At 66.7% G+C, this 26,025-nt stretch carries 25 protein-coding genes; 18 read left to right on the top strand and 7 right to left on the bottom strand.

The features are described 5' to 3' along the window. Positions 1–154 precede the first annotated feature (154 nt). Positions 155–379 carry a YbdD/YjiX family protein gene (locus SriyCCGPB3_RS15920; protein ID WP_005410613.1) on the bottom strand — a complete coding sequence of 75 codons (225 nt, stop codon included), beginning with the start codon at positions 377–379 and terminating at the stop codon, positions 155–157. Beyond that, positions 379–2,460 (bottom strand): carbon starvation CstA family protein, encoded by a 2,082-nt coding sequence (locus SriyCCGPB3_RS15915; RefSeq protein ID WP_180848151.1) that lies wholly within the window; start codon positions 2,458–2,460, stop codon positions 379–381. The genes SriyCCGPB3_RS15920 and SriyCCGPB3_RS15915 overlap by 1 nt, the downstream gene beginning before the upstream one ends. 215 nt (positions 2,461–2,675) lie before the next feature. On the opposite strand from SriyCCGPB3_RS15915, the gene SriyCCGPB3_RS15910 reads away from it, so the two are divergent. Then, positions 2,676–3,527: a pirin family protein gene (locus SriyCCGPB3_RS15910; RefSeq protein ID WP_110713136.1), complete on the top strand. Its 852-nt coding sequence runs from the start codon at positions 2,676–2,678 to the stop codon at positions 3,525–3,527. 128 nt (positions 3,528–3,655) lie between these two features. On the opposite strand, the gene SriyCCGPB3_RS15905 is transcribed toward SriyCCGPB3_RS15910, so the two are convergent. The 4 genes from SriyCCGPB3_RS15905 to SriyCCGPB3_RS15890 all read right to left on the bottom strand — a co-directional run bounded on the left by SriyCCGPB3_RS15905 (position 3,656) and on the right by SriyCCGPB3_RS15890 (position 8,710). Further along, entirely contained in the window at positions 3,656–4,117 is a 462-nt protein-coding gene (locus SriyCCGPB3_RS15905; protein ID WP_110713135.1) for a hypothetical protein, read from the bottom strand. 197 nt (positions 4,118–4,314) lie between these two features. Continuing rightward, positions 4,315–5,034 (bottom strand): aquaporin Z, encoded by a 720-nt coding sequence (gene aqpZ, locus SriyCCGPB3_RS15900; RefSeq protein ID WP_032129854.1) that lies wholly within the window; start codon positions 5,032–5,034, stop codon positions 4,315–4,317. 124 nt (positions 5,035–5,158) lie between these two features. Beyond that, entirely contained in the window at positions 5,159–6,022 is an 864-nt protein-coding gene (locus SriyCCGPB3_RS15895; RefSeq protein WP_153855765.1) for a pirin family protein, read from the bottom strand. A gap of 624 nt (positions 6,023–6,646) precedes the next feature. Further along, entirely contained in the window at positions 6,647–8,710 is a 2,064-nt protein-coding gene (locus SriyCCGPB3_RS15890) for a 3-hydroxyacyl-CoA dehydrogenase NAD-binding domain-containing protein (RefSeq protein ID WP_350259490.1), read from the bottom strand. A 235-nt stretch (positions 8,711–8,945) separates the two neighbouring features. Here SriyCCGPB3_RS15890 and rpoE point away from each other — a divergent pair, with 235 nt between their 5' ends. The 9 genes from rpoE (at position 8,946) to recO (ending at position 17,614) form a co-directional block, all read left to right on the top strand. After that, complete coding sequence (rpoE, locus tag SriyCCGPB3_RS15885) at positions 8,946–9,566, top strand: RNA polymerase sigma factor RpoE (protein ID WP_010482816.1); 621 nt, start codon at positions 8,946–8,948, stop codon at positions 9,564–9,566. Further along, on the top strand, positions 9,563–10,444 hold the full coding sequence (locus SriyCCGPB3_RS15880) for a sigma-E factor negative regulatory protein (protein ID WP_110713130.1): 882 nt from the start codon (positions 9,563–9,565) through the stop codon (positions 10,442–10,444). The genes rpoE and SriyCCGPB3_RS15880 overlap by 4 nt, the downstream gene beginning before the upstream one ends. Before the next feature lie 74 nt (positions 10,445–10,518). Next, positions 10,519–12,054 carry a DegQ family serine endoprotease gene (locus SriyCCGPB3_RS15875; RefSeq protein ID WP_350259489.1) on the top strand — a complete coding sequence of 512 codons (1,536 nt, stop codon included), beginning with the start codon at positions 10,519–10,521 and terminating at the stop codon, positions 12,052–12,054. 180 nt (positions 12,055–12,234) lie between these two features. Further along, complete coding sequence (lepA, locus tag SriyCCGPB3_RS15870; protein ID WP_049463329.1) at positions 12,235–14,028, top strand: translation elongation factor 4; 1,794 nt, start codon at positions 12,235–12,237, stop codon at positions 14,026–14,028. 54 nt (positions 14,029–14,082) lie between these two features. After that, positions 14,083–14,877 (top strand): signal peptidase I, encoded by a 795-nt coding sequence (lepB, locus tag SriyCCGPB3_RS15865; protein ID WP_014038087.1) that lies wholly within the window; start codon positions 14,083–14,085, stop codon positions 14,875–14,877. A 52-nt stretch (positions 14,878–14,929) separates the two neighbouring features. Continuing rightward, entirely contained in the window at positions 14,930–15,313 is a 384-nt protein-coding gene (locus SriyCCGPB3_RS15860) for a DUF4845 domain-containing protein (RefSeq protein ID WP_110713127.1), read from the top strand. Next, on the top strand, positions 15,303–15,983 hold the full coding sequence (rnc, locus tag SriyCCGPB3_RS15855; RefSeq protein WP_088026761.1) for a ribonuclease III: 681 nt from the start codon (positions 15,303–15,305) through the stop codon (positions 15,981–15,983). Before SriyCCGPB3_RS15860 ends, rnc begins: the two co-directional genes overlap by 11 nt. Next, positions 15,980–16,876: a GTPase Era gene (gene era, locus SriyCCGPB3_RS15850; protein ID WP_093999747.1), complete on the top strand. Its 897-nt coding sequence runs from the start codon at positions 15,980–15,982 to the stop codon at positions 16,874–16,876. The genes rnc and era overlap by 4 nt, the downstream gene beginning before the upstream one ends. Before the next feature lie 18 nt (positions 16,877–16,894). Next, positions 16,895–17,614, top strand: coding sequence for a DNA repair protein RecO (gene recO / locus SriyCCGPB3_RS15845; RefSeq protein WP_110713126.1), 720 nt, complete (start codon positions 16,895–16,897; stop codon positions 17,612–17,614). A gap of 570 nt (positions 17,615–18,184) precedes the next feature. On the opposite strand, the gene SriyCCGPB3_RS15840 is transcribed toward recO, so the two are convergent. Next, positions 18,185–18,913, bottom strand: coding sequence for a response regulator (locus SriyCCGPB3_RS15840; protein ID WP_110714364.1), 729 nt, complete (start codon positions 18,911–18,913; stop codon positions 18,185–18,187). 127 nt (positions 18,914–19,040) lie between these two features. On the opposite strand from SriyCCGPB3_RS15840, the gene rlmD reads away from it, so the two are divergent. From rlmD to SriyCCGPB3_RS15800, 8 genes are all read left to right on the top strand, one after another. Further along, positions 19,041–20,375: a 23S rRNA (uracil(1939)-C(5))-methyltransferase RlmD gene (gene rlmD, locus SriyCCGPB3_RS15835; protein ID WP_110713124.1), complete on the top strand. Its 1,335-nt coding sequence runs from the start codon at positions 19,041–19,043 to the stop codon at positions 20,373–20,375. A gap of 34 nt (positions 20,376–20,409) precedes the next feature. Beyond that, entirely contained in the window at positions 20,410–20,895 is a 486-nt protein-coding gene (locus SriyCCGPB3_RS15830) for a CYTH domain-containing protein (protein ID WP_110713123.1), read from the top strand. A 113-nt stretch (positions 20,896–21,008) separates the two neighbouring features. Beyond that, positions 21,009–21,704, top strand: a complete 696-nt coding sequence (locus SriyCCGPB3_RS15825; RefSeq protein WP_180848001.1) for a DsbA family oxidoreductase — start codon at positions 21,009–21,011, stop codon at positions 21,702–21,704. 162 nt (positions 21,705–21,866) lie between these two features. Further along, the gene (gene nagZ / locus SriyCCGPB3_RS15820) at positions 21,867–22,874 is read left to right on the top strand and encodes a beta-N-acetylhexosaminidase (RefSeq protein ID WP_350259488.1); all 1,008 of its coding nucleotides are present in this window, start codon (positions 21,867–21,869) and stop codon (positions 22,872–22,874) included. Further along, the gene (locus SriyCCGPB3_RS15815; RefSeq protein WP_005410592.1) at positions 22,874–23,428 is read left to right on the top strand and encodes a hypoxanthine-guanine phosphoribosyltransferase; all 555 of its coding nucleotides are present in this window, start codon (positions 22,874–22,876) and stop codon (positions 23,426–23,428) included. Before nagZ ends, SriyCCGPB3_RS15815 begins: the two co-directional genes overlap by 1 nt. A gap of 82 nt (positions 23,429–23,510) precedes the next feature. Continuing rightward, complete coding sequence (locus SriyCCGPB3_RS15810; RefSeq protein WP_010482830.1) at positions 23,511–24,257, top strand: S-methyl-5'-thioinosine phosphorylase; 747 nt, start codon at positions 23,511–23,513, stop codon at positions 24,255–24,257. Positions 24,258–24,345: 88 nt separating this feature from the next. After that, complete coding sequence (locus SriyCCGPB3_RS15805) at positions 24,346–24,552, top strand: cold-shock protein (protein ID WP_005410590.1); 207 nt, start codon at positions 24,346–24,348, stop codon at positions 24,550–24,552. 102 nt (positions 24,553–24,654) lie between these two features. After that, positions 24,655–25,923, top strand: coding sequence for an FAD-dependent oxidoreductase (locus tag SriyCCGPB3_RS15800; protein WP_350259487.1), 1,269 nt, complete (start codon positions 24,655–24,657; stop codon positions 25,921–25,923). Positions 25,924–26,025 lie beyond the last annotated feature (102 nt).

Here is a 26,025-nt window from a genome sequence, read left to right as displayed (position 1 = left end):
TCCGAAGGAAAACGGGTCTGACCCCGGTTGTATCTCGCCGTCACCGGCAATCCACATCGGCCCGCCAGCCAAACAAAAACCCAGAGCCGGCGCTTTGGCCGTTGCAGTTGCTTCTGCGGGTGCCGGGCTGCAAGCTCGGCACCCGCCTCACTCCTCAACAGCAGCGTCCGCCGTTGCGTCCGCCGTAGCGCGCTTCCTGGCGTTCGCGGAAGAACGTCTTGTAGTCCATCGGCTCCTGGTCCGGGTGCTTCTCCAGCATGTGCCGGACGTAGTTGTCGTAATCAGGAATGCCACAGCACAGCCGTGCGGTCTGCACCAGGCGCCGCCAGATACGGCGGTGCGCCTGGTACTGGCCGGCGGGAACCAGTTGCGTACTCATCACAGATCCACCATTTCATGCGGCTTCAGCGCCACGTACGGAGTCTCGCGGTCGGAACGCTGCGGGTTGCGGCGGGCCGCGAGGATGGTCTTGATCGAATACACCAGCACCGCACCGACCACCAGCAGGAACAGCGCGGTCAGGCCGGTGTTGACGTAGGCGTTGACCACGATCTGCTTCATCTGCGCCACCGACTTGGCCGGTGCGGTAATCGTGTCGCTGGCGAGCGCGGCCTGGAACTTGTGTGCCTGTGCCAGGAAGCCCTGTGCCGGGTTGCTGTCGAAGATCTTGATGAAGCCGGCGTAGGTGGTGCAGATCAGCAGCCATATGGCCGGAACCGCGGTGACCCACGCATAGCGGTCACGCTTCATCTTGAACAGCACCACCGTGCCCAGCATCAGCGCGATACCGGCCAGCATCTGGTTGGAGATGCCGAACAGCGGCCACAGCGTCTGGATGCCGCCGAACGGATCCACCACGCCGGTGTACAGCAGGTAGCCCCACAGCGCCACGCAGCCGGCGGTACCGATGATGTTGGCGGTCCACGATTCGGTCTTCTTCAGGGCCGGCACGAAGTTGCCCAGCAGGTCCTGCAGCATGAAGCGACCGGCGCGGGTGCCGGCGTCCACCGCGGTGAGGATGAACAGCGCTTCGAACAGGATCGCGAAGTGGTACCAGAACGCCATCATCGCGTCGCTGCCACTGGGAATCGCCTCGTGCAGGATCTGTGCGATGCCCACCGCCAGCGTGGGCGCGCCACCGGCGCGGTGCAGGATGGTCGGTTCACCGATCGCCGCCGCAGTTGCGGTCAGCTGTTCGGGCGTGATGGTGAAGCCCCAGGTGTTGGTGATGTAGTGCGCCGCCGACGCGGCATCGGCACCGATCACCGCCGCCGGGCTGTTCATCGCGAAGTAGATGCCCGGATCGATGATCGAGGCCGCCACCAGCGCCATCACCGCCACGAACGATTCCATCAGCATGCCGCCGTAGCCGATGTAACGCATGTGCGCTTCATTGGCGAGCAGCTTCGGCGTGGTGCCGGAGGAAATCAGTGCATGGAAACCGGAGACCGCACCGCAGGCGATGGTGATGAACAGGAACGGGAACATGCCGCCCTTCCACACCGGGCCATCGCCGCTGGCGGCGAACTGGGTCAGCGCCGGCATCTTCAGCTCCGGCATCACCACCAGGATGCCGATGGCCAGCGCGATGATGGTGCCGATCTTGAGGAAGGTCGACAGGTAGTCGCGCGGAGCCAGCAGCAGCCACACCGGCAGCACCGAGGCGACGAAGCCGTAGCCGATCAGCATCCAGGTGATCTGGGTGCCGGTGAAGGTGAACGCCGGGCCCCAGACCGGGTCGGCGGCGACCTTGCCGCCGTACCAGATCGCGGCCAGCAGCAGGATCAGGCCGACCACGGAGATCTCGCCGATCTTGCCAGGGCGGATGTAGCGCATGTACACGCCCATCAGGATCGCGATGGGCATCGTTGCGATCACCGTGAACATGCCCCACGGGCTTTCGGCCAGCGCCTTGACCACCACCATCGCCAGCACTGCCAGGATGATGATCATGATCAGGAACGCACCGAACAGGGCAATGGTGCCGGGCACCTGGCCCATCTCCTCGCGGACCAGGTCACCCAGCGAGCGGCCATTGCGGCGGCTGGACAGGAACAGGACCATGAAGTCCTGCACCGCGCCGGCCAGTACCACGCCCACCACCAGCCACAGCAGGCCGGGCAGGTAGCCCATCTGTGCGGCCAGCACCGGGCCGACCAGCGGACCGGCGCCGGCAATGGCGGCGAAGTGGTGGCCGAACAGCACGTGCTTGTTGGTCGGCACGTAGTCCAGGCCATCGTTGTTGATCACCGCCGGGGTGGCCCGGGTCGGATCGAGCTGCATCACCTTGTTGGCGATGAACAGGCTGTAGAAGCGATAGGCGACGAGGTACAGCGACACCGCCGCGACGACGATCCACAGGGCGTTGATGTGTTCGCCGCGGCGTAGTGCCACGGTGCCCAGACAGAATGCGCCGAGCAGCGCGAGTACCGCCCAGCCCAGTTTGGAAAACCCTTTCATGAGGTGCTCTCTCCCGGAAAGACAGTCAAAGAGTCCTGCTTGCCCACGACAGGGTCAATTGGCACAGGACGAATCTGCGGTAGTACTTTGGTCGTACGCAGGGCGTGCTGACGTGCAGCGAACATCAGGGATGGAACAATCGGTTGCGGAGCCATCCATTGGCCTACGGTCGTGTGGCGTCCATCTTCAGTGGCATCCATCCAACAGGAGTCGCCATGAGCTTTCCCGAACCGGTCCGCGTACTGCGCACCATCCGTGGCATGCCCACCTCCGACGGTGCCGGCGTGCGCCTGACCCGCGTCATCGGTGGCCCGACGCTGCCCGACCTGGATCCGTTCCTGCTGCTGGATGAGTTCGGCACCGACCGTGCCGAAGACTACATCGCAGGCTTCCCGGAGCATCCGCACCGTGGCTTCGAGACCGTCACCTACATGCTCGACGGGCGCATGCGGCATCGCGACAACCATGGCAACGAGGGCCTCCTTACTCCGGGCAGCGTGCAGTGGATGACTGCCGGCCGCGGCCTGGTGCATTCGGAGATGCCCGAGCAGGAAAGCGGGCAGATGCGCGGTTTCCAGTTGTGGGTGAACCTGCCGGCGAAGGAGAAGATGACCGAGCCGAAGTACCAGGAGTTCGCACCCGAGCGCATCCCCGTGGTGCAGCCGGATGCCGGCGTGGAAGTGAAGGTGATCGCCGGCACGGTCGACGGCACCCACGGCCCGATCGTGCAGCCGGCCACCGATCCGCTCTACCTGGACATCACGCTGGCGCCGGATCGGGCGTGGACCTATGCGTTGCCGGAAGGGCACAACGCGTTTGCCTATGTGTTCGAAGGTGCGGTGACCGTAGGTGAGCAGGACGCTGCGCGTGACGTGGCGCGCCAGGAACTGGCGGTGCTGGGCGGCGGCGAACAGCTGCACCTTTCGGCCGGCAACGAAGGCGCGCGGTTGATCCTGGTGGCTGGCCGTCCGCTGCGCGAGCCGGTGATGCGGCATGGCCCGTTCGTGATGAACACGCGGCAGGAACTGATGCAGGCCTTCGTCGATTTCCAGGAAGGCAAGTTCTGAGGCGGTGCCGGTCGCTGGCCGGCAACTGCCTGCGGTCACGGCGGATCGAGGTGCCGGCCAGCGGCCGGCACTACCCTGTGATCGGGCCGCATTGCGGGGATGCTGCCAGGCAGGCATCCCCGTCATGGTCAGCGCCCGGCGGCCACGGCCGACGGCGTCAGGCTCATGCCCTGCGCCAGCTGCTGCAGCGAGCCCAGTTCCTGCGGGCTGTCCGGATACAGTGAAATCTGCGCGTAACGCCCTTTGTCGAGCTTGACCACGCTGATCCGGCGCTCGGCATAGCCCGGCGGCTGCTGGCCACCGAGGTCGGGCTGGTACCAGTACAGTGATTCACCGCCGAAGCTGCCCTTTTCCTGGCGCAATGAGCGGTTCAGTGGAATGGACGGGTCACGTGCGCTGAGCATCAGGCTCAACACTTCACGGCCATCTCCGGTACTGGCGCGGCAGACCAGGAAGTCCGTCTGCACCAATTGCTGCCATTGCAGGCCACTGCTGGCCGGCAGCGAAGGACATTCGGTGGGAGCCTGTGCAGCGGCGGCCTGGGCCACCGCGAACAGCAGGCTCGACAACACTACAGGCGCGAACTTCATGCATCCCCCAAGGTGGTGTGTCGTTTGGCGCTGCCGGATGGGCGGGCAGCGTTGGCATCCCATCCCCGGATGCCACCCCGGCCGGCATGTGCACGGACGGTCAACTCAACCTTAACGGAACGTGAGCGATCGCACAAATCGCGGTTACAGGCGTAACCATTGCGGCCGAAGGTCGGCCGCAATGGTCCGCACCGGCCTCAGCGGTCGTTGCCGATCCACTTGTAGATGATGCCGCCGATCGCGCCGCCCAGCAGCGGGGCGACCCAGAACAGCCACAGCTGGCTGACCGCGCCGCTGCCGGCGAAGAAGGCCACCGCCGTGGAACGGGCCGGGTTCACCGAGGTGTTGGTGACCGGGATGCTGATCAGGTGGATCAGGGTCAGCGACAGGCCGATCGCCAGCGGGGCGAACCCTGCCGGTGCCTTTCCGTGGGTGGCGCCCATGATCACGATCAGGAACACGGCGGTCAGCACCACTTCGCACAGGAAGGCCGCGGCCACGCTGTAGCCGCCGGGGGACAATGCGCCGTAGCCGTTGCTGGCGAATGCACCGGCCTGGCTGCCATCAATGGCGAAGCCGCTGGCGCCCGATGCGATCTGCAGCAGGATGAAGCCGGCCAGCAGGCCGCCGGCGACCTGGGCGATGATGTACGGGATCAGGTCCTTGGTCGGGAAACGACCGCCGGCCCACAGGCCGACACTGACCGCCGGATTGAAGTGCGCGCCGGAGATATGGCCGAACGCATAGGCGCCGGTCACCACGGTCAGGCCGAAGGCGAGCGCTACGCCGAGGAAACCGATACCCAGCGGATTGCCGTCGCCCCCGAACTTGGCGGCCAGCACCGCGCTGCCGCAGCCACCCAGAACCAGCCAGAAAGTGCCGAGGAATTCGGCGGACAAGCGTTTACCCATGCTCATGTGTTGCACTCCTTTGAAAGATGTCCGAACTGTGCGGTCGGTCACATTTCAGTGACCGGCGAGTGACGATAGCGTCAACGCCGGGTGCAGGGATACACCTTCGGGTGTGTGCAACACGCGATGTTCAGTACTGGGGCAGGGGAATGAACTCCTTGTCGTCGCCCGGAATGGTGCCGAAGCGGCCGGCTTCCCAGTCGTGCTTGGCCTGCTCGATACGCTCCTTCGAGCTGGACACGAAGTTCCACCACAGGTGACGCGGGCCATCCAGCGGTTCGCCGCCAAACAGCATGGCCTTCACCGGCGTCTTCGCGCGAAGGCGGCCCACCGCACCGGCTTCCGGGATTACCAGATGCTGGGCGGGGATGTCGACGCCATCCAGCTGCGCGTCGCCTTCGAGGATGTACAGCGCGCGCTCGCGGTGGCCATTGTCGATATCGATTTCCGCATCCGGGTCGAGATCGATGGCCACGTTGAGGGTGTCGGCGAACACCTTCACCGGCGATTCCTCGCCATAGGCGCGGCCGGCGATCACCCGCACCCAGGCACCATTGCGGCGCTGCTCGGGCAGGGTGGCCGCGGCATGGTGGTAGAACGCCGGTTCGATTTCCTCATGCGATTTCGGCAGTGCCACCCAGGTCTGCATGCCGTGGATCGGGTTGTCATGGTCGCGGTCCGGTTGCGGCGTGCGCTCGGAATGGGCGATGCCGCGGCCGGCGGTCATCCAGTTGACGTCACCGGGACGGATCACCTGGTCCGACCCCAGCGTGTCGCGGTGGCCGATCGCGCCCGACCACAGATAGGTGACGGTGGCCAGGCCGATATGCGGATGCGGGCGCACGTCGATGGCGGTGCCGGGATGCATGAGTGCCGGGCCCATCTGGTCGACGAACACGAACGAGCCGATGCTGCGCGCCTGCAGGGTGGGGACGGCGCGACGGACTTCGAGTCCGCCGATGTCGTGCACGCGCGGGGCGATGATGGTGGTCATGCGGGCGTTCTCGCTGGCAGGGATCAGGTGGTCAGCATCGCATGCGGCTGTGACGGGGACATGCCCCGTATGGGTAACAGGTTGTTCCAGCCAACGGCGCAGCCCCTCGTGGCTGTGGGTTGGTCGCTGAAGGCAGAAGCAGAAGCCGCGCTTGGCCGGGCGGGTGGGTGGCGCAGGGGCCGCTGCAAGTACGTCCATGTAAGCTCGGTCGCCGCATCCATGCGGCTCACGCCCCTGCGCCACCCAACCGCCCGGCCTCTGACAGTTTCCGTGTGCATCCAGCCACGGAGAAGAAAAAAGAAAATCAAAGTCAAAATCAAACGCCGGTCGCTTCGCTCCTGGTGGCGACCAAGGTCGCCACCCACCAGTTCGCAGTAGCCATCAACCAGATTCGCAGTTCACCAACCGTCACCGGGAAACTGTCAGGGGTGGGGCGGTGTGGGCAGGCAGGACCGTTGGCGCCATGGATGGCGCCATCGAGCCCCCATGGATGGGTTTACGGCGTGTCCTGCCTGCCCACACCGCCCCGCCCAACAAACAGAAAAGCCAGAGCCGGCTGTTGCTCCAGCTCTGGCTCTGGCTGTTGATCCAGCGGGTGCCGGGCCGCAGGCCCGGCCGATCAACTCACACCACCGGTTCGCGCAGGGCCGGGTTGTCCCAGCCCGGGCGCGGTGCGAAACGGTCGCCGTGGCGCTGCTGCAGCGCCTTCAACCGCTCGACGATCGCATCGGCACCCACCGCACGGATGTGCTGGATCGGACCACCGCGGAACGGTGCAAAACCAGTACCGAAGATCACGCCGGCATCCAGCAGGTCCGCATCCGCCACCACGCCTTCGTGCAGGCAGGCCACTGCCTCGTTCAACAGCGGCAGGATCAGGCGGTCCTCCAGATCGGCCGGGGCCTGGTAGTCGCTGGCCACGTCCGGCTTCTTCGGCTTGCCGTTTTCCCAGGTGTAGATGCCCTGGCCATCCTTCTTGCCGCGCTTGTCCGGTTCCACCGTCTGCAGCGCGGCCGGAATCTGCAGGCCCAGGAACGGGGCCAGTTCGCGGCCGACGCCGGCGGCCACATCCAGGCCCACGGTATCGATCAGTTCGATCGGGCCCATCGGCATGCCGAACTTCACTGCGGCCTTGTCGATCACCGGGCCCGGAATGCCCTCGGCATACGCGGTGGCGGCTTCCAGCATGTACGGGAACAGCACGCGGTTGACCAGGAAGCCCGGGCTTCCGGCCACCGGCACCGGGAACTTGCCCAGTGCCTTGCAGAACGCGGCCAGGCGACGCTCGGTCTCAGGCGCCATGCCGTCGTGGTGGATGATTTCCACCAGCGGCATCTGCGCCACCGGGTTGAAGTAGTGCAGGCCGGCGAACTGCGCCGGGCGCTGGATGTGGTCGCGCAGCTCCACCAGTGGAATCGACGAGGTGTTGGTGGTCAGCAGCGCGTCCAGCTTCATCTTCGGTTCCAGCGTCTGGTACAGCGCACGCTTGGCCTCCGGGTTCTCGATGATCGCTTCGATGACCAGGTCGGCCTCGGCCACGCCGTTGCCTTCCAGGTCGGCACGCAGGCGCGCGGCCACCGCAGGACGCTTGCTCTCATCGCGTACCTTCTTGGCGAACAGGGCCTGCGCGCGCTCCATGGCCGGGTCGATGAAGCGCTGCTCGCGGTCCTGCAGGGTCACGTCGAAGCCCTTGTAGGCGGCCCACGCGGCGATATCACCGCCCATCACGCCGGCGCCGACCACGTGCACGTGGCGGATGCCGGAATCACCACTGCCGAGGCCCTTCAGGCGCTCGGTCAGGAAGAAGATGCGGATCAGGTTGCGCGCGGTCGGCGTGCTGGCCAGCTTCACCACGGCGCGGCGTTCGGCATCCAGGCGCGCCTGGATCGGCTTGCCGCCGCTGCGCTGCCAGGTGCTGATCAGCGCGTAGGGCGCCGGATACTGGTCCTTCTTGGCCTTGCGTGCGACCTGCTTGACCATCTGCGGCGCCAGCAGCCTGCGGGCCAGCCAGGTGTTGGTGGCCCAGGCCGTCGCGCGCTGCTTGAACGGGCGGGTGGTGCCGGACAGCGCCAGCGCGACGGCGGTGTCGAGTACCACCGCCGGTGCCACCACCTTGTCGACCAGGCCGATCCCACGCGCGGCCGAGGCTGACAGGGTGCGGCCGGTCAGCATCATGTCCATCGCCGCCGGTGCGCCGACCAGCTGCGGCAGGCGCGCGCTGCCACCCCAGCCCGGGAATATGCCCAGTTGGGTCTCCGGCAGGCCGATGCGGGTGCTGCTGTCATTGGAGGCCACGCGGTAGCGGCAGGCCAGCGCCAGCTCGGTACCGCCGCCCAGGCAGTGGCCGTGGATGGCTGCCACGGTCGGGCAGGGCAGTTCAGCCAGCTTCTGGTAGGTGGCCTGGCCGCGACGGATGGCGTCGTTGACGGTGCCGCGGCGGTCGAACTCCTGGAACTCCTTCAGGTCCGCACCAGCGATGAAGCCGGCCTTCTTCAGCGACTGGATCACCACGCCCTTGGGCGGGTCCAGCGCAATGCGCTCGAGCAGGTCGCCCAGTTCCAGCAGCACGTCCTGCGACATGGCGTTGACGCTGCTGTCCTGACGATCCAGGGAGAGAACCACCACGCCGTCGTCGCGGATCTCGGGGTGCCAGTGGCTGAAGCGGAGACCATCGAAGCCTGAGAGCATGGACGTTCCATCCGGTTGTGTATGGAGAAGCGGCTATGATCCAGAGGTTGTTTCCCCCGCGTCAAATCCCAATAGCAGGGGAGTGGCGCCCCCGGATCCATGGCCGTGGACCGGGACGCTAACGGAACGGTGGTTAAAAGCTGGTGCGGCGCCGGGTGATCGGCGACTGAACTTTTCCCGGGATTGGCAGTCTCATTGCCCGACGTCGGTTGGGCTGACAGGAGTGCGGCCCCTCATGGCCGATGTTGATACACCTCAGGAGCTGGATCTGGAACTGGTCCGGCGCGTGCAGCACGGCGAGAGCGCCGCGTTCGATGTCCTGGTGCGCAAGTACCAGCATCGCGTGGTGGCCCTGGTCGGTCGCTACATCGCCGACTGGAGCGAATGTCAGGACGTCGCCCAGGACACTTTCATCCGTGCGTACCGCGCGATCGGGAGTTTCCGTGGCGACGCCCAGTTCTCAACCTGGTTGCATCGAATCGCCGTGAATACCGCCAAAAACTACCTGGCTTCACACAATCGACGGCCGCCGACCGATGACATCGACATCGGTGACGCCGAACAGTTCGACAGCGGGACGCGCCTGCGCGACACCGATACGCCCGAACGCGAGTTGATGCGCCAGGAGCTGGAACAGACGGTGATGAAGGCCGTCAACGCGCTTCCGGAAGAACTCCGGCTGGCGATCACCCTGCGCGAGGTGGAAGGCCTGAGCTACGAGGATATCGCGCAGAAAATGGGGTGCCCGATCGGCACCGTGCGTTCACGGATCTTCCGGGCGCGCGAGGCGATCGACACCGAACTCCGGCCGCTGTTGGACATCGGCAGCGCCACCCGTGAGAAGAGCCGCGTATGACCAGTAATCCGTTCAACGAATCGCAGAATCACCATTCGCCCGCCGGGCAGCGCCTGGACCAGCGCCACCGCGAACAGCTGTCGGCCCTGGTCGATGGCGAGCTGGGTGCCGATGAGGCCCGCTTCCTGCTGCGTCGCATGGAACACGATCCCGAACTGGCGGGTTGCCAGGAACGCTGGCAGCTGCTGGGCGATGTGATGCGCGGGCAGGCCTCGGCGCTGGCGCCGGCCGGCTTCAGCGCGACCGTGGCCGCTGCCATTGCCGCCGAACCGGCGCCACGGGCCGAGCCGCGTCGCCAGGTGCGCCGTACCGGCTGGCGAGCGTGGGGCGGTGGCGCTGCACTGGCCGCCTCGGTGGCAGCCGTGGCCCTGTTCATGGGCGGCGAGAAGCTGCAGGACGCCACGCCGGGCGAGCCGTTGGCACCGCAGGTGATCGCCAGCCAGGCCGAGCTTGCGCCGGCCCCGGGCAACCCGGCCCCGGTGACCGAAGCCTCGGTGGATACTGCGGCGATGGCCGTGGCGGCGGCGCCTGCCGTGGCGATGGCCGCTGCCAGCCGCCGCCAGGACACCCGCCGTGCCAGCGCGACCCGCAGCCAGCAGGCTGCGCGAGCCGCCCAGCGCGACGATGTTCCGCAGCGTGCGGTGGCCGCCGCGCAGGCGCCGTTGACCCCGACCGTGCCGGCCAACACGGGCCGCAACCTGCCATTCGGTGAGGTCGGCGGGCTGCAGGCACGACCGTGGCCGCGCTCCAGCCTGGCACCTGCCGCCGCCGGCGCGCTCAATGCCAGCTTCCCGGCCCACGCCGGTGGCGCCGCGTTCTACCCGTTCGAGCCGCGCCTGCAGGACGACCTGCCGGTGCCGCCGCGTCCGCGCGACTGAGCCGGGCGCTTTCACGCCCCGCCGCCGGCGGGGCCCGTATTCCTCTTTCCATCCGATCCGGAGGTTGCCGTCCGATGACTCCCCGATTCCGCACGCAGGCCATTGGCCTGCTGGCCCTGACCCTGCCGCTGATGGCCTGCGCGCAGGCCCCGGCCCCGGCCGCGCAGACCGAGGCCTCTCCGGCCGCCGCACCGCGGGCGCCGGCACAGCCGCTGGTCAGTGGATTGCCCGACTTCACCCACCTGGTCGAACAGGTCGGCCCGGGCGTGGTCAACGTCGACACCACCATCGTGCGCAACAACCGGCAGGCCTCGCGAGGCCCGATGGGGGGCGACGATGACATGCCTGAATTCTTCCGCCGCTTCTTCGGCCCGGACTTCCCGATGCCGGGGCAGGGCCCGGGTGGCCAGGACGGTGGTCCCAGCATCAAGGGCCGCGGCATGGGCTCGGGCTTCATCATTTCACCCGACGGCTACGTGCTGACCAATTACCACGTGGTGGCCGATGCCAGCGAGGTGAAGGTCAAGCTGGGTGACAGCCGCGAGTTCAAGGCCAAGGTGGTGGGCAGCGACCAGCAGTACGACGTAGCCCTGCTGAAGATCGAAGGCAAGAACCTGCCGACCGTGCGCGTGGGTGATTCCAACACGCTGAAGCCGGGCCAGTGGGTCGTCGCGATCGGCTCGCCGTTCGGTCTCGACCATTCGGTCACCGCCGGTATCGTCAGCGCGCTGGGTCGCAGCACCGGCGGTGCAGACCAGCGCTACGTGCCGTTCATCCAGACCGATGTGGCGATCAACCAGGGCAACTCCGGCGGTCCGTTGCTGAACACCCGGGGCGAAGTGGTCGGCATCAACTCGCAGATATTCTCCGCCTCGGGCGGCTACATGGGCATCAGCTTCGCGATCCCGATCGACCTGGCGATGAGTGCGGTTGAACAGATCAAGAAGAGCGGCAAGGTCACCCGTGGCCAGCTCGGCGCGGTGGTCGAACCGATCGATTCGCTGAAGGCACAGGGCCTGGGGCTGCCGGACAGCCGTGGTGCGCTGGTCAACCAGATCGTGCCCGGCAGTGCTGCCGAGAAAGCCGGGGTGCAGATCGGCGACGTGGTCCGCTCGGTCAATGGCAGCCCGGTCAACAGCTGGTCCGACCTGCCGCCGCTGATCGGCGCGATGGCACCGGGCAGCCGGGTCACTCTGGGCGTGATCCGCGACGGCAAGCCGCGTGACCTCAGCGCCACGCTGACCGCACTGAGCGACGACGGTCAGGGCAATGCCCGCGCGGCGGCTGCGGCCAAGCCCGATGCGGCACCGCAGGCCGGCGCCAATGCCCTGCTGGGCCTGGATGTCAGCGACCTGACCGCACCGCAGCGCAAGCAGTTCGGCCTGGATGGCAACGAGGGCGTGCGCATCACCGGGGTCAAGGGCCAGGCGGCGCGGGATGCCGGACTGTCTCCGGGCATGGTGATCCTGCAGGTCGGCCGCACCCCGGTCGGCAGCGTGGATGGCCTGAACCGCGCGCTGTCCAGCTACAAGAAGGACGATGTGGTGATGCTGCTGGTGCGTACCGGCAACGGCAACAGCGCGTTCGTGGCGGTGAAGGCCGGCCAGTAAGGCCCGCCCGGGCCGTCCTGTCGGCCCCGCCGTGTTCCCCGAAGCCCCGCTCTGGCGGGGCTTCGGCCGTTCCGGGCCCGGGCCGATGAGGCCATTTTCGCGGCGGGGCGCCGGGCGTGCGATAATCGACCGTTACCCTGACGACGCCGCGCGCCGCCGCCACCTATGTCTTCTGATTCGATGCGGAACATCCGCAACTTCTCCATCATCGCCCATGTCGACCACGGCAAGTCCACGCTGGCCGACCGCATCATCCAGCTCTGTGGTGGCCTGCAGGCCCGCGAGATGGAAGCGCAGGTGCTCGACTCCAACCCGATCGAGCGCGAGCGTGGCATCACGATCAAGGCGCAGTCGGTGTCGCTGCCGTACCTGGCCAAGGACGGGCAGACCTACCACCTGAACTTCATCGACACCCCCGGCCACGTCGACTTCTCCTATGAAGTCAGCCGCTCGCTGGCCGCCTGCGAAGGCGCGCTGCTGGTGGTCGATGCCGCCCAGGGCGTGGAAGCGCAGTCGGTGGCCAACTGCTACACCGCCGTGGAGCAGGGCCTGGAAGTGGTGCCGGTGATCAACAAGATCGACCTGCCGACCGCGGACATCGAGCGCGCCAAGGCCGAGATCGAGGCCGTGATCGGCATCGATGCCTCCGACGCCGTGCCGGTCAGCGCCAAGACCGGGCTGAACGTGCAGGACGTGCTGGAAGCGATCGTGCATCGCATCCCGCCGCCGAAGCCGCGCGACACCGAGAAGCTGCAGGCGCTGATCATCGACTCCTGGTTCGACAATTACCTGGGCGTGGTCTCGCTGGTGCGCGTGATGCAGGGCGAGATCAAGGCCGGTGACAAGCTGCAGGTGATGTCCACCGGCCGCAACCACCAGGTCGACAACGTCGGTGTGTTCACCCCGAAGCGCAAGGTGCTGCCGGCGCTGAAGGCTGGCGAAGTGGGCTGGGTCACTGCCAGCATCAAGGACGTGCACGGTGCGCCGGTCGGCGACACCCTGACCCTGGCCGGCGACCCGGCGCCGAAGCCGCTGCCGGGTTTCCAGGAAATGCAGCCGCGCGTGTTCGCCGGCCTGTTCCCGGTCGACGCCGAGGACTACCCGGACCTGCGCGAAGCGCTGGACAAGCTGCGCCTGAACGATGCCGCGCTGCGTTTCGAGCCGGAAAGCTCCGAGGCGATGGGCTTCGGCTTCCGCTGCGGCTTCCTCGGCATGCTGCACATGGAAATCGTGCAGGAGCGCCTGGAGCGCGAATACAACCTGGACCTGATCAGCACCGCGCCGACGGTGGTGTATGAAGTCCTGAAGACCGATGGCTCGATCATCAACATGGACAACCCGGCCAAGCTGCCGCCGGTGAACCAGGTCGAGGAGATCCGCGAGCCGATCATCCGTGCCAACGTACTCACCCCCGAGGAGTACATCGGCAACATCATCAAACTGTGCGAAGAGAAGCGCGGCAGCCAGATCGGCATCAACTACCTGGGCAGCCAGGTGCAGATCAGCTACGAGCTGCCGATGGCGGAAGTGGTGCTGGACTTCTTCGACAAGCTGAAGTCGGTCAGCCGCGGCTATGCCTCGCTGGACTACCACTTCGTGCGCTTCGACGCGGGCCCGTTCGTGCGCGTGGACGTGCTGATCAACGGCGACAAGGTCGATGCGCTGTCGCTGATCGTGCACCGCAGCCATGCCGACCGCCGCGGCCGCGAGCTGTGCGAGAAGATGAAGGACCTGATCCCGCGCCAGATGTTCGACGTGGCCATCCAGGCCGCCGTCGGCTCGCAGATCATCGCCCGTACCACGGTCAAGGCCATGCGCAAGAACGTGCTGGCCAAGTGCTATGGTGGCGACGTTTCGCGCAAGAAGAAGCTTCTGGAAAAGCAGAAGGAAGGCAAGAAGCGCATGAAGCAGGTCGGACGCGTGGAGATTCCGCAGGAAGCGTTCCTGGCCGTCCTGCAGATGGACAACAAGTAAGCCCGCACCGGCCCCGCGGGGCCGGTCGTCTGGTGACGTTGCAAAGGACCCTGAATGAAACTGTTTGAGATCCTCCTGGTCGTGCTGACCCTGGCCTCGGGCCTGATCCTGCTCGCGGACAAGCTGTATCTCGCCAAGCGTCGCGCCCAGCGCGCGGGCCTGCTCGATTCCGAGCCGGTGCTGGTGGATTACTCGCGTGCGTTCTTCCCGGTGCTGGCGATCGTGCTGATCGTGCGCAGTTTCATCGCCGAGCCGTACAAGATCCCGTCCAGCTCGATGATGCCGAACCTGCTGATCGGCGATTTCATCCTGGTCAACAAGTTCTCCTACGGCCTGCGCCTGCCGATCAGCAACACCAAGATCGTGCCGTTCGGCGAGCCATCGCGTGGCGACGTGGTGGTGTTCCACTTCCCCGGCCACAGCGACAACGACCCGGCCAAGGGCGAGAACTTCATCAAGCGCGTGATCGGCGTGCCGGGCGACACCGTGGTCTTCGAAGGCGACGGCGTGATCCTCAACGGTGAGCCGCTGAAGTACGACAACAAGGGTATCTACGCCGGCCACAAGGGCCAGGGCGAGGGCGCAAACCTGCTGGTCGAGCACCTGCCGGGCCGTACCCACACCGTGCTGGAGACCGATTACCCGCGTGGCCAGGGTCAATGGACCGTGCCGGCCGGCAAGTACCTGGTGATGGGCGACAACCGCGACAACAGCGACGACGGCCGTTTCTGGGGCCTGCTGCCGGAAGAGAACCTGCGCGGCAAGGCGTTCCTGATCTGGCTGAACTGCCAGGGCTGGTTCTGCAAGGATGGCTTCGAGCCGTCGCGGATCGGTTCGAGCATCAACTGATCGGGCATCAACTGAGCACTTTCACATCCAACGCGTATCTGGGGAGAACGCAATGAAGACGATGAACACGCAGCGCGGCATGACCCTGACCTCGTTCCTGACGGTCCTGATCGTGGTCGGGTTCTTCCTCTACATCGGCATGAAGCTGTTCCCGATGTACCAGGAGTACTACGCCGTGCGCTCGGCGATGAAGAGCCTGGCCAACGAGCCGGGCGTAGGCAGCATGGAGCCCTCACGGATCCAGGATCTGTTCTTCAAGCGCCTGTACATCAACTACTCGGAAAATGTGAAGCCGGCCAACGTGAAGTTCGATCGTCGCGACAATGGCTGGACCCTCAAGGTCAACTACGAAGTGCGTCGCCCGCTGATCGGCAACCTCGATGTGGTTGGCAAATTCGATTCTTCCCAGGACCTGACACGAAGCGGTGCCCAGTAAATTCATCCAACGTGGCGACCTGATCGGTCATCCTTTCCGCGATCCGGCCCTGCTCAAGCAGGCGCTGACCCATCGCAGTGCCGGCGCGCCGCACAACGAGCGCCTGGAGTTCCTCGGCGACAGCATCGTCAACATGATGGCGGCCGAGGCGTTGTACCGGCGCTGGCCCAAGGCTGACGAAGGGGCGATGACCCGTGCCCGTGCCGAGCTGGTGCGTGAAGGCGCGCTGGCGGTGATCGGGCGCACCCTGGAACTGGGCGAGCGGCTGACCCTGGGCCCGGGCGAAATGAAGTCCGGCGGTCATCGTCGCGACTCGATCCTGGCCGACGCGGTGGAAGCCGTGGTGGCCGCGATCTACCTGGATGCCGGCTTCGAGGCCTGCCGGGCGGTGGTACTGCCCTGGTTCAGCGCTTCGATCGAGGCACTGCCGGCCTCCGGCCGGCCCGAGAAGGACCCCAAGACCCGCCTGCAGGAATGGCTGCAGGCCCGACAGAAGGCGTTGCCGCAGTATGAACTGGTGTCAGAATCCGGTGACGACCATGCCAAACACTTCCGGGTACGCTGCATCGTAGCCGACCCGGCCGCCAGCACCGAGGGCGAAGGCGCCTCGCGGCGGCTTGCCGAACAACAGGCGGCTGCGGCCGTCCTAGAACAACTGGATTCCAAGTGAGCGAACAAACTCCCCATCATTGCGGCAGCGTGGCCGTCATCGGCCGCCCGAACGTGGGCAAATCGACCCTGACCAATGCCCTGGTCGGCGCCAAGGTCAGCATCGTTTCCAACCGCCCGCAGACCACGCGCCATCGCCTGCTGGGCATCGCCACTTATCCGGAAGGCCAGCTGGTGCTGGTCGACACCCCCGGCCTGCACAAGGTGCAGAAGCGGGCGATGAACCGGGTGATGAACCGCGCCGCGCGCGGTTCGCTGGAAGGCGTCGATGCCGGCCTGCTGGTGATCGAAGCCGGGCGCTGGGACGAAGAGGACAGCCTGGCCTTCAACGTGCTGCGCGACGCCGGCATCCCGGTGGTGCTGGTGGTCAACAAGATCGACCGCCTGAAGGAAAAGGGCGCGCTGCTGCCGTTCCTGCAGCAGGTGACCGAAGGCCGCGATTTCGCCGCCGTGCACCCGATCTCGGCGCAGAAGCGCAACGGCCTGGAAGCGCTGGTGCGTGACGTGCTCAAGCTGCTGCCGGAAGCCCCGCCGATGTTCGGCGAGGACGAGATCACCGACCGCAGCCAGCGTTTCCTGGCCGGTGAACTGGTGCGCGAGCAGCTGATGCGCCAGCTCGGCGAGGAACTGCCGTACGCCACCACGGTGGAGATCGAGCGCTTCACCGAGGACGGCAACCTGCTGCGCATCGGTGCGGTGATCTGGGTCGAGCGCGAAGGCCAGAAGGCGATCGTGATCGGCAAGGGCGGCACCCGCCTGAAGGAAATCGGGGCCAAGTCGCGCCTGCAGATGGAGCGTCTGTTCGGCGCCAAGGTGTTCCTCGAGACCTGGGTACGCGTGCGTGAAGGCTGGTCCGACGACGAGGCCGCACTGAAGGCCTTCGGTTACGAGTAACCCGGAACGGTCGCTTCGATGCTGATCGAGGACGACACCGGCTTCGTGCTGCATGCACGGGCCTATCGCGAGACCAGCCTGCTGGTCGAAGTGTTGAGCGCGCAGCATGGCCGTATCGGCCTGCTCGCGCGCGGCGTGTCCACTGCCAAGGGCCAGGTGCTGCGCGCCGCCCTGCAACCGCTGCAGTGGATCCGCTTCAGTGCCCAGCAACGTGGCGAGCTTGCCCAGCTGCGCGGCGCCGAGGCACTGGACGCGGCCCCGCGCCTGGTCGGCCAGGCGATGCTGGCCGGCTTCTACCTGAGTGAGCTGACCCTGCGCCTGGCCCCGCGCCAGGACCCGCTGCCGGAGCTTTACCTGGCCTACGGCGAGGCACGCGCGCGGCTGGGAGTGGGGGCGGGCCTGGCCTGGACCCTGCGCCGGTTTGAACGCGAGCTGCTGTCCGCGCTGGGCCTGGGTTTCGATCTGGACAGCGCCAGCGACGGCCAGCCGATCGACCCGGCCGCGCGCTACGAACTGGACCCACAGGAAGGCGCGCAGCGCCTGCTCAGCGAGCGCGGTGGGGAACGCCGGGCGGCCGCGACGGGTTCTGCGCTGCTGGCGCTGGCCGCCGACGAAGAGCCCGATGCCGCCGACCTGGCCAGCCTGCGCCTGCCGATGCGGCGGGTGTTGGCCCATCACCTGGGGCCGCGCGGCCTGAAGTCCTGGGAAATGCTCGAGCAGCTCGCGCCCCGCAGGTAGGGGGGGCTTCGGCAGGGCTTGCAGCCCTGCACCCGCCGAATCAACGTCAACGTCAATTGCAAAAGCTGGCTATCCGTGGGTAGGCGGGGTGGGTCCGGTTGCGGGGGCCGCTGCAAGTACGTCCCTGTAAGCTCGGTCGCCGCATCCATGCGGCTCACGCCCCCGCAACCGGACCCACCCCGCCTTCGACAGTTTCTCGCGAGCTGTCGGAACGGCACTCTGCTCTGGTGGGTGTCGACCTTGGTCGACACAGTAGAGCCACGCCATGCGTGGATGCGTTTCGATTTCAATTCGAAATATTTGATTCCGATTGAGATTCATCCACGCATGGCGTGGATCTACCAGCCGTCACCGGGAATCTGTCGGGGGTGGGCCGATGTGGGTTGGCAGGACCGTTGGCGCCATGGATGGCGCCATCGAGCCCCCAGGGACGGGTTTACGGTGTGTCCTGCCAATCCACACCGCCCCGCCCAACAAGCAGAAAGCCAGAGCCGATCTGGCTCTGGCCCTTGGTGTTGCTCCGGCTTGAAAGCCTCGGCAGGTGCAGGGCGCAGCCCTGCCGAACACCCCTCAATGCAGCAGGGCAGCCACCGCGTCGCGGAACCCCGCTTGGGCCTGCCCGGACTCCGGCGCATGATGCAACTGGCGCACCGCACGGGCCAAACGTGCCGCGCCCACGAAGCCGCAGCTTGCCTGCAACCGGTGCAATTGGCTGCGCAGCTGCCGCTCGTCGTGCTGGTCCACCGCCTGCTCGACCGCATCGCGTACGCCCGGCAGCTCGGCCAAGAACAGCTCGCGCAGGGCGATCAGGTGGTTGCGCTGGCCATTGAGCGCGGCCAATGCCGCAGTCTCGTCCCAGTCCTGCACCTGCAGCTCGACCGCCGCTGGCGCCTGTGCCATGACGATCCCCGCCGGGCTGTTCACCAGCGCGCGGCGCACGGCCTTCAGCAGCTGGTCGCGGCCGAGGGGTTTGACCAGGGTGTCGCTGAACCCGGCTTCGCGCAGCCGGGCATGAATGGAGGTGTCGCCGTCGGCGGTATGCGCCAACGCGGGAGTATCAGGGTGTGAACGGCGCAGTTGGCGCAGCAGCTGCGCGCCATTGCCGTCGGGTAGGTTGACGTCGATCAGCCACAGGTCATGCGCGCCGGGCTCCGCGCTCGCCAGCGCACTGGCCAGGGAATCTGCGGTATCCACGTCCGCCGGTAACGTTTCCAACGCCGCCTTGAAAAAACCGCGGCTGATGATGTCGTCCTCGACAAGCAGGAAGCGAGGCCGGCTGGCCCGCGGGGTCATCTGCATCAGGGCTGCCTCCATGTCAGCTGGCCCAATCATCAAGCACAGCGGCGGCGGGCGCAAGCGGGTCCCGATCCTGCCAGTCAGGATCTGCGACAATACGCCCCCATTTTTGCCCGCAGCCTGTTGCCACGTGGCCCGATCCCGCTCCCGCATCGACCGTACCCCGTTCCAGACCGAGATCCTCGACCTCAGCCATGATGGTCGCGGCGTCGCCCGCCGTGAAGGTGAAGGCGGCAAGGTCACCTTCATCAGCGGCGCCCTGCCGGGTGAGGTGGTCATGGCGGAACAGACCGCCCGCAGCCGACATTTCGACGAGGCACGCACGGTGGAGGTGCTGCAGGCCTCGCCGCAGCGCGTGACTCCGAAGTGTCCGCACTTCGGTACCTGCGCTGGCTGCGTGCTGCAGCACCTGGACGAAGACCAGCAGATTGTCGCCAAGCAGCGCGTGCTGATGGACAACCTGGAGCGGATCGGCCACGTGAAGCCGGGCACCGTGCTGGCGCCGCTGGTCGGCGAGAGCTGGGGTTACCGCCGCAAGGGCCGCTTCTCGGTGCGCCGGGTCGAGAAGAAGGACAAGACCCTGGTCGGCTTCCGTGAACAGGATCCGCGCTTCGTCGCCGACCTCAGCCAGTGCCTGACCGTGATCCCCGAGATCGGCACCAAGGTCGAGGCGCTGTCCACCTTCATCGAGTCGCTCGATGGCAAGCGTGACATTCCGCAGATCGAATTCATTGCCGGTGACCAGGCCGTGGTCCTGACCGTGCGCCATCTGCAGCCGCTGAGTGATGCCGACCGTGCGGCCTGGGCCGATTTCGGCCAGCAGCATGGCTTCGTGATCTACCTGCAGTCCGGTGGCGTGGACACCGTGCAGCCGCTGGACGGGCAGGGCGTGCCGCTGTCGTTCCGGCTGGCGCCGTGGGACGTCGAGCTGGCGTTCCGCCCGCTGGACTTCATCCAGGTCAACGCCAAGCTCAACGAGAAGATGATTGCCCACGCCCTGGACCTGCTTGAGCCGGGTGAGGACGAGCGTGTGCTGGATCTGTTCTGCGGCCTGGGCAATTTCACCCTGCCGCTGGCCCGCCGTGTGCGCGAAGTGGTCGGCGTGGAAGGTGATGCCGGCCTTGTCGCGCGTGCCCGTGAGAATGCCGAGCGCAATGGCCTGGCCAATGCCCAGTTCTTCAGTGCCGACCTGACCCAGGACCAGCGCAGCACCGCGTGGATGCGCCAGGGCTTCGACAAGCTGCTGCTGGACCCGCCGCGCTCGGGCGCGATCGAGGTGCTGCAGCAGCTGCCGCTGAAGCAGTTCAAGCGCATCGTCTATGTCAGCTGCCACCCGGGCTCGCTGGCGCGCGATGCCGGCTATCTGGTCAATGAGCAGGGCTTCACCCTGGTCAGCGCCGGTGCGATGGACATGTTCCCGCACACCGCGCACGTGGAAAGCATCGCGGTGTTCGAGAAGCGCTGAGCGTCTGTCATCACCCATGGCGCATAATCGCGCCATGGGCATTGAAATCGAACGCAAATTCCTGGTCATCAACGATGGCTGGCGATCCGCTGCGCACCGGGTGATCCCGATGGCGCAGGGCTACATCAACGACATGGGCGCGCTGGATCGCGGCACCCAGAACGCCTCGGTGCGCGTGCGTATCGAGGGCGACCATGCGGCGCTGAACCTGAAGTCGCGCACCATCGGCCACACCCGGCAGGAATTCGATTACCCGATTCCGGTGGAGGACGCGCGCGCGCTGCTGGCGCTGTGCGTGGGTGGCCTGATCGACAAGCGCCGCCATCTGGTCGAGCACGCCGGCCTGACCTGGGAAGTGGACGAGTTCCTCGGCGACAACGCCGGCCTGATCGTGGCCGAAGTCGAACTGGACAGCGCCGACCAGGCGATCGACCTGCCAGACTGGGCCGGCGCGGAAGTCACCGACGACGCCCGCTACTACAACGTCGCCTTGGCCAGTCACCCCTATTCACAGTGGTGAAATTCCAAAAAGGGGACGGAGGGGATTAAGTCGTCTTTACCCCGCCTGTGCTGAAAACGACTTAATCCCCTCCGTCCCCTTTTATCGTGGGGGAGGGGCCCCATGTCGTGTGGATGAGAATCGACATCTACTCCGACGTGGTCTGCCCCTGGTGCTGGATCGGCAAGCATCGTTTCCAGCAGGGTGTGCAGTTGCTGGGCGCCAATGCGCCTGAACTCGATATCCACTGGCAGCCGTTCCAGCTGGACCCGGACGCGGACGACACCCCGGTGCCGCTGCGCGAGGCTTATGTGCGCAAGTTCGGTGGCGTCGAGCGCACCGAGCAGATCCTCGGCCAGACCCAGACCACGGCGCGTGCGGAAGGCCTGCCGATGGACTTCAGCCGGGGCCAGGTGCGGGTGACCACGCTGCCGGCGCACCGGGTGCTGTGGCTGGCCGGCCAGCACGGCGTGCAGGACGCGGTCGGGGAGGCGCTGTTCCGCGCCCACTTCGAGCACGGCCAGAACCTGGCGGACCCCTCGGTGCTGATCAAGGCGGGCGTGACGGGGGGCCTCGACGCAGGCGAAATCACCCAGATGCTGGCCTCCGACCGCGGCCTGGCCGAGGTTGAAGCCAAGCTGGCGCAGGCCCACGCATTGGGCGTTTCTTCGGTGCCGACCTTCGTCATCGATGGGAAGTGGGCCATTTCCGGGGCGCAGCCCCCCGAGGCCTTCGCCAACGCCCTGCGCCAGATCGCGGCCGAACAGGGCGCGCCTGCGGCCCCGGCTGACGGAGACGAGGCCTGCGGCCCGGACGGCTGCAAGGTCTGATCGCACCCGAAAAGGGGACGGAGGGGATTAAGCCGCAATCGGCCCCGTGGGCTGGATACGTCTTAATCCCCTCCGTCCCCTTTTTCTGACCACTGCGCCTGTCGGCCGGTTCTGCGACAATGCGGCACTGCGCCATGCGGGCGCGCGTTGTGGAGATCGACCATGCTGCTGATCGGCGTTGCCGGCACTGAACTGACTGCCCAGGAACGTGACTGGCTGCAGCACGATGCCGTGGCCGGGGTGGTGCTGTTCAAGCGCAACTTCGCTTCGCGCCAGCAGGTAACCGATCTGAGCGCGGCGATCCGCGCCGCCGCGCCGCGCCCGCAGCTGATCTGCGTGGACCAGGAAGGCGGTCGCGTGCAGCGTTTCCGCGAGGGCTACAGCGAGCTGCCGCCGCTGCAGGACATCGGGGCGCTGTACGCCACCGATCCGCAGCAGGCGCTGACGCTGGCCGAGCAGCACGCCTGGCTGATGGCCAGCGAAGTGCGCGCCAGTGGCCTGGACCTGAGCTTCGCGCCGGTGGTCGACCTTGGCCGTGGCAACCGCGCCATCGGCAACCGCGCCTTCAGTGAAGACCCGCAGGTGGTGGCCGCGTTCACCGCCGCCTACGTGCGCGGCATGCATGCGGTCGGCATGGCTGCCACGCTCAAGCATTTCCCCGGCCATGGCACAGTGCTGGAAGATACCCACGTGGATACCGCGATCGACCCGCGTGCGCTGGACGAGCTGCGCGCGCAGGACCTGGTTCCGTTCCAGGCCGGCATCGCCGCCGGTGCCGACGCGGTGATGATGGCGCACGTGATCTATCCACAAGTGGCACCGGAACCGGCCGGCTATTCGCCGCGCTGGATCCAGGACATCCTGCGCGGCGAGCTCGGGTTCCGCGGCGTGGTGTTCTCCGATGACATCGGCATGGCTGCCTCGCACAGTGCGGGCGGCGTGCCGGCGCGCGTGCACGCGCATCTGGATGCCGGCTGCGACGTGGTGCTGGTCTGCCACCCGGAACTGGTCGATGAAGCCCTGCACGCGGTGCAGGGACGCTCCCTCAATACTGCTGCGCTGCTGGGCCTGCTGGGCCGCGGCGCGCTCGGCTGGGACGGCCTGCTGGCCGATGCCCGCCATGGCGACACCCAATCCCGTCTGCTTGAAACCCTTGGAAGAACCGTCTGATGCCCAACCTCACCATTTCCCAGGCCCTGGCCCAGGCTGACCTGCTGGTCGACCGCCCCACCATCGACAAGGCCATCGCTGGTATCGCCGACGCCATCGCGCGCGATTACAAGGGCGAGGTGCCGCTGTTCCTGTCCATCATGCACGGTGCGCTGCCGTTCGCCGGCCAGCTGGCGCTGGAACTGGGCGCGCGCGGCCAGGACGTGCAGTTCGATTACCTGCACGCCACCCGTTACCGCGGTGAAACCACCGGCGGCGACCTGGTCTGGAAGCACAAGCCGGCCACCTCGCTGTTCGGTCGCCGCGTGCTGCTGGTCGACGATATCCTCGACGAGGGTTACACCCTGCAGGGCGTGCGCACCTGGTGCCTGGAACAAGGCGCGACCGACGTGCGCATCGCCGCGATGACGGTGAAGAAGCACGACCGCGCGCTGCCGGACGTGACTGCCGACTACGCCGGCATCGAACTGCCGGACCGTTACGTGTTCGGCTTCGGCATGGACGTCAACGAAACCTTGCGCTGCGTGCCGGCCATCTATGCGATGAAGGAATAACGGCGCAGCCGCCCGCGGCGCGTCTTCTTCTGCCGCCGGCATCCTCGGGTGCCGGCGTTCGTCTTTTCATGGAGTGCTTCGAATGCAACAGATCGCCCTGGCCGTGATCGGCGGTACCGGTGTCTACAACCTGGCCAAGCTTGACGACGTGCAGACCCACGAGGTCGACACCCGCTTCGGCCGTCCGTCCGGCCCGGTGCGCGTTGGTACGCTGCTCGGCCATCGCGTGGCGTTCCTGGCGCGGCATGGCGAAGGCCATTCGCTGCCGCCGCACAAGATCAACTACCGCGCCAACCTGGCCGCGCTGCAGCAGCTGGGCGCGCAGCGCGTGCTGGCGTTGAACACGGTGGGGGGCATCACCGAACACTTTGGTCCGCGCGTGCTGGCCTGCCCGGACCAGATCATCGACTACACCTGGGGCCGCATCAGCACGATCTGTGAGGAAGAAGGCACCGACGTGGTCCACGTTGATTTCGGCCACCCGTACACACCAATGCTGCGCAGCAAGATCCTGGCTGCGGCCAAAGTGACCGGCGTCACGGTCCATGACGGTGGCTGCTACGGCGCAACACAGGGCCCGCGCCTGGAAACCATCGCTGAAATCGCCCGTATGCGCCGCGACGGCTGCGATCTGGTGGGCATGACCGGCATGCCGGAAGCCGCGCTGGCACGCGAGCTGGGGCTGGATTACGCCTGCCTGGCGATCATCGCCAACTGGGCTGCCGGCTGTGGTGATGGCGAGGAGATCACGATGGCCGAAGTGCTGGCCAACGTGCAGGCGGCCGGCAACGGACTTCCGGAACTGGTGGGCGAATTGGCACGGGGGTGATTGTCTTCCCCGAGCAAGCTTTGCATACTCAGCTTGTGCGCGGGTTCAGCGTACACCACCCATTCATTGCATAAGGTCTCGCATCACCATGCCGAACGGTACCGTCAAGTGGTTCAACGACGCCAAGGGATTTGGCTTCATCTCGCCGGAGGATGGCAGCGCCGACGTGTTCGCGCACTTCTCCGCCATCAACTCCAAGGGCTTCCGCAGCCTGCAGGAAGGCCAGCGTGTCACCTATGACGTGACCCAGGGCCCGAAGGGTGCCCAGGCTTCGAACATCACGCCGGCCGAGTGATCCACTCGACAGTGCGTTGAAAACCCCGCTTCGGCGGGGTTTTTTTTGCGCGGATTGCCCGCGACCCGCTCGCGATCCACCCGCCTCGGGCACAATGCGGCCATGACGGAACGACTGCGCATCGCCGTGATCGGCTACGGCACCGCTGGACAGGCAGTGTCCATCCTGCTCACCCGTGACGGCCACGAGGTGGATATCTTCGAACGCGTGCCCACGCCGGGGCCGGTGGGTGCCGGTTTCCTGCTGCAGCCCAGCGGCCTGCAGGTACTGTGGCAGATGGGCCTGCTTGATTCCGTGCGCGCACATGCCGCGCCGGTGCATCGCCTGTATGGCGACACGCCGTGCGAGCGCGCGGTGATGGACATGCGCTACGAGGGACTGGATGCGCGCCTGCACGGCCTGGGCATGCAGCGCGGGGCCTTGTTCTCGCTGTTGGACGAGGCGCGCGCAGGCGAGGGCCAGCTGCATGCCGGTACCACCATTACCGAGGTGGATGCCGAACACGGCCGTCTGCGCGACAGCGATGGGCGCACGCATGGCCCGTTCGACCTGGTGGTGGCCGCCGATGGCGCCGCATCGACGCTGCGCGGCACCATCGCCGGTGGTGCCGGGCTGGACCGTGTGTATCCCTGGGGGGCGCTGTGGTGCCTGCTGCCGGCCGAGGACTGGCCACACGTGCAGGAGCTGCGGCAGCGTTACGTGGCCGCGCGCAAGATGATCGGGCTGCTGCCCGTCGGCACGCGCCCCGGTGATGACACGCCGCGCCTGAGCTTCTTCTGGAGCCTGCCACGTGCCGACTTCGAGCGTTGGCAGAGCGATGGCATGCCAGCCTGGTTGGAGGAACTGCACGCGCTGTGGCCGCAGGCTGCTGCACGCTTCGCCCATCTGCGCGACCCCGGCCAGATGGCGCGCGCGATCTATCGCGACGCAGTGATGACGCGTTGGCATCAGGGCCGCATGGTACTGGCCGGTGATGCCGCGCATGCGATGAGCCCGCAGCTGGGGCAGGGGGTGAACATGGCGCTGTTGGATGCGCTGGCGCTGCGCGATGCGGTGCGCACCTATGGCGGCAGCACGGTCGCGCTGCAGGCCTACCAGGCGCAGCGACGCGCGCATGTGGCGGTCTATCAGCGCTGGAGCCGCTGGCTGACGCCGTTGTTCCAGTCCGATCGTGATGCATGGGCAAAGGCGCGCGATGTACTGCTCGGGCCGATGGGGCGCCTGCCTGGTGGTCGTGGCCACATGCTGCGCGTGCTCAGTGGCACGCAGCACGGCTGGTTCGGCTCGCTGGCACTGGATCCGGCCTTCATCGACGCGTTGGCGACCGCCGCCGAACCGACCCGCATCATCACCGCAACTGCCGGTGCGTGAAGCTCGCCGTCACGTGAATTAACGGTTGCCTCACTGCGGATATGCGAGAAGAGGGGAGCACGCGACAGCCGCGTCGCCCGTTTTCCTTTCCGTGATCAACAT

The organism is Stenotrophomonas riyadhensis, assembly GCF_040256885.1.
GTDB classification, from domain to species: Bacteria; Pseudomonadota; Gammaproteobacteria; order Xanthomonadales; family Xanthomonadaceae; genus Stenotrophomonas; species Stenotrophomonas riyadhensis.
This window is presented reverse-complemented; position numbering and strand designations above follow the sequence as displayed.

What these genes read in the sequence shown, in the direction of transcription:
- SriyCCGPB3_RS15920 (WP_005410613.1), bottom strand. Translation starts at nt 379, where the DNA reads ATGAGTACGCAACTGGTTCCCGCCGGCCAGTACCAGGCGCACCGCCGT.
- SriyCCGPB3_RS15830 (WP_110713123.1), top strand. Translation starts at nt 20,410, where the DNA reads ATGGGCATTGAAATCGAACGCAAATTCCTGGTCATCAACGATGGCTGG.
- nagZ (WP_350259488.1), top strand. Translation starts at nt 21,867, where the DNA reads ATGCTGCTGATCGGCGTTGCCGGCACTGAACTGACTGCCCAGGAACGT.
- SriyCCGPB3_RS15910 (WP_110713136.1), top strand. Translation starts at nt 2,676, where the DNA reads ATGAGCTTTCCCGAACCGGTCCGCGTACTGCGCACCATCCGTGGCATG.
- SriyCCGPB3_RS15825 (WP_180848001.1), top strand. Translation starts at nt 21,009, where the DNA reads ATGAGAATCGACATCTACTCCGACGTGGTCTGCCCCTGGTGCTGGATC.
- SriyCCGPB3_RS15805 (WP_005410590.1), top strand. Translation starts at nt 24,346, where the DNA reads ATGCCGAACGGTACCGTCAAGTGGTTCAACGACGCCAAGGGATTTGGC.
- recO (WP_110713126.1), top strand. Translation starts at nt 16,895, where the DNA reads ATGCTGATCGAGGACGACACCGGCTTCGTGCTGCATGCACGGGCCTAT.
- lepA (WP_049463329.1), top strand. Translation starts at nt 12,235, where the DNA reads ATGCGGAACATCCGCAACTTCTCCATCATCGCCCATGTCGACCACGGC.
- SriyCCGPB3_RS15840 (WP_110714364.1), bottom strand. Translation starts at nt 18,913, where the DNA reads ATGCAGATGACCCCGCGGGCCAGCCGGCCTCGCTTCCTGCTTGTCGAG.
- SriyCCGPB3_RS15905 (WP_110713135.1), bottom strand. Translation starts at nt 4,117, where the DNA reads ATGAAGTTCGCGCCTGTAGTGTTGTCGAGCCTGCTGTTCGCGGTGGCC.
- SriyCCGPB3_RS15810 (WP_010482830.1), top strand. Translation starts at nt 23,511, where the DNA reads ATGCAACAGATCGCCCTGGCCGTGATCGGCGGTACCGGTGTCTACAAC.
- SriyCCGPB3_RS15915 (WP_180848151.1), bottom strand. Translation starts at nt 2,460, where the DNA reads ATGAAAGGGTTTTCCAAACTGGGCTGGGCGGTACTCGCGCTGCTCGGC.
- SriyCCGPB3_RS15875 (WP_350259489.1), top strand. Translation starts at nt 10,519, where the DNA reads ATGACTCCCCGATTCCGCACGCAGGCCATTGGCCTGCTGGCCCTGACC.
- SriyCCGPB3_RS15880 (WP_110713130.1), top strand. Translation starts at nt 9,563, where the DNA reads ATGACCAGTAATCCGTTCAACGAATCGCAGAATCACCATTCGCCCGCC.
- SriyCCGPB3_RS15800 (WP_350259487.1), top strand. Translation starts at nt 24,655, where the DNA reads ATGACGGAACGACTGCGCATCGCCGTGATCGGCTACGGCACCGCTGGA.
- SriyCCGPB3_RS15860 (WP_110713127.1), top strand. Translation starts at nt 14,930, where the DNA reads ATGAAGACGATGAACACGCAGCGCGGCATGACCCTGACCTCGTTCCTG.
- lepB (WP_014038087.1), top strand. Translation starts at nt 14,083, where the DNA reads ATGAAACTGTTTGAGATCCTCCTGGTCGTGCTGACCCTGGCCTCGGGC.
- SriyCCGPB3_RS15815 (WP_005410592.1), top strand. Translation starts at nt 22,874, where the DNA reads ATGCCCAACCTCACCATTTCCCAGGCCCTGGCCCAGGCTGACCTGCTG.
- SriyCCGPB3_RS15890 (WP_350259490.1), bottom strand. Translation starts at nt 8,710, where the DNA reads ATGCTCTCAGGCTTCGATGGTCTCCGCTTCAGCCACTGGCACCCCGAG.
- SriyCCGPB3_RS15895 (WP_153855765.1), bottom strand. Translation starts at nt 6,022, where the DNA reads ATGACCACCATCATCGCCCCGCGCGTGCACGACATCGGCGGACTCGAA.
- aqpZ (WP_032129854.1), bottom strand. Translation starts at nt 5,034, where the DNA reads ATGAGCATGGGTAAACGCTTGTCCGCCGAATTCCTCGGCACTTTCTGG.
- rpoE (WP_010482816.1), top strand. Translation starts at nt 8,946, where the DNA reads ATGGCCGATGTTGATACACCTCAGGAGCTGGATCTGGAACTGGTCCGG.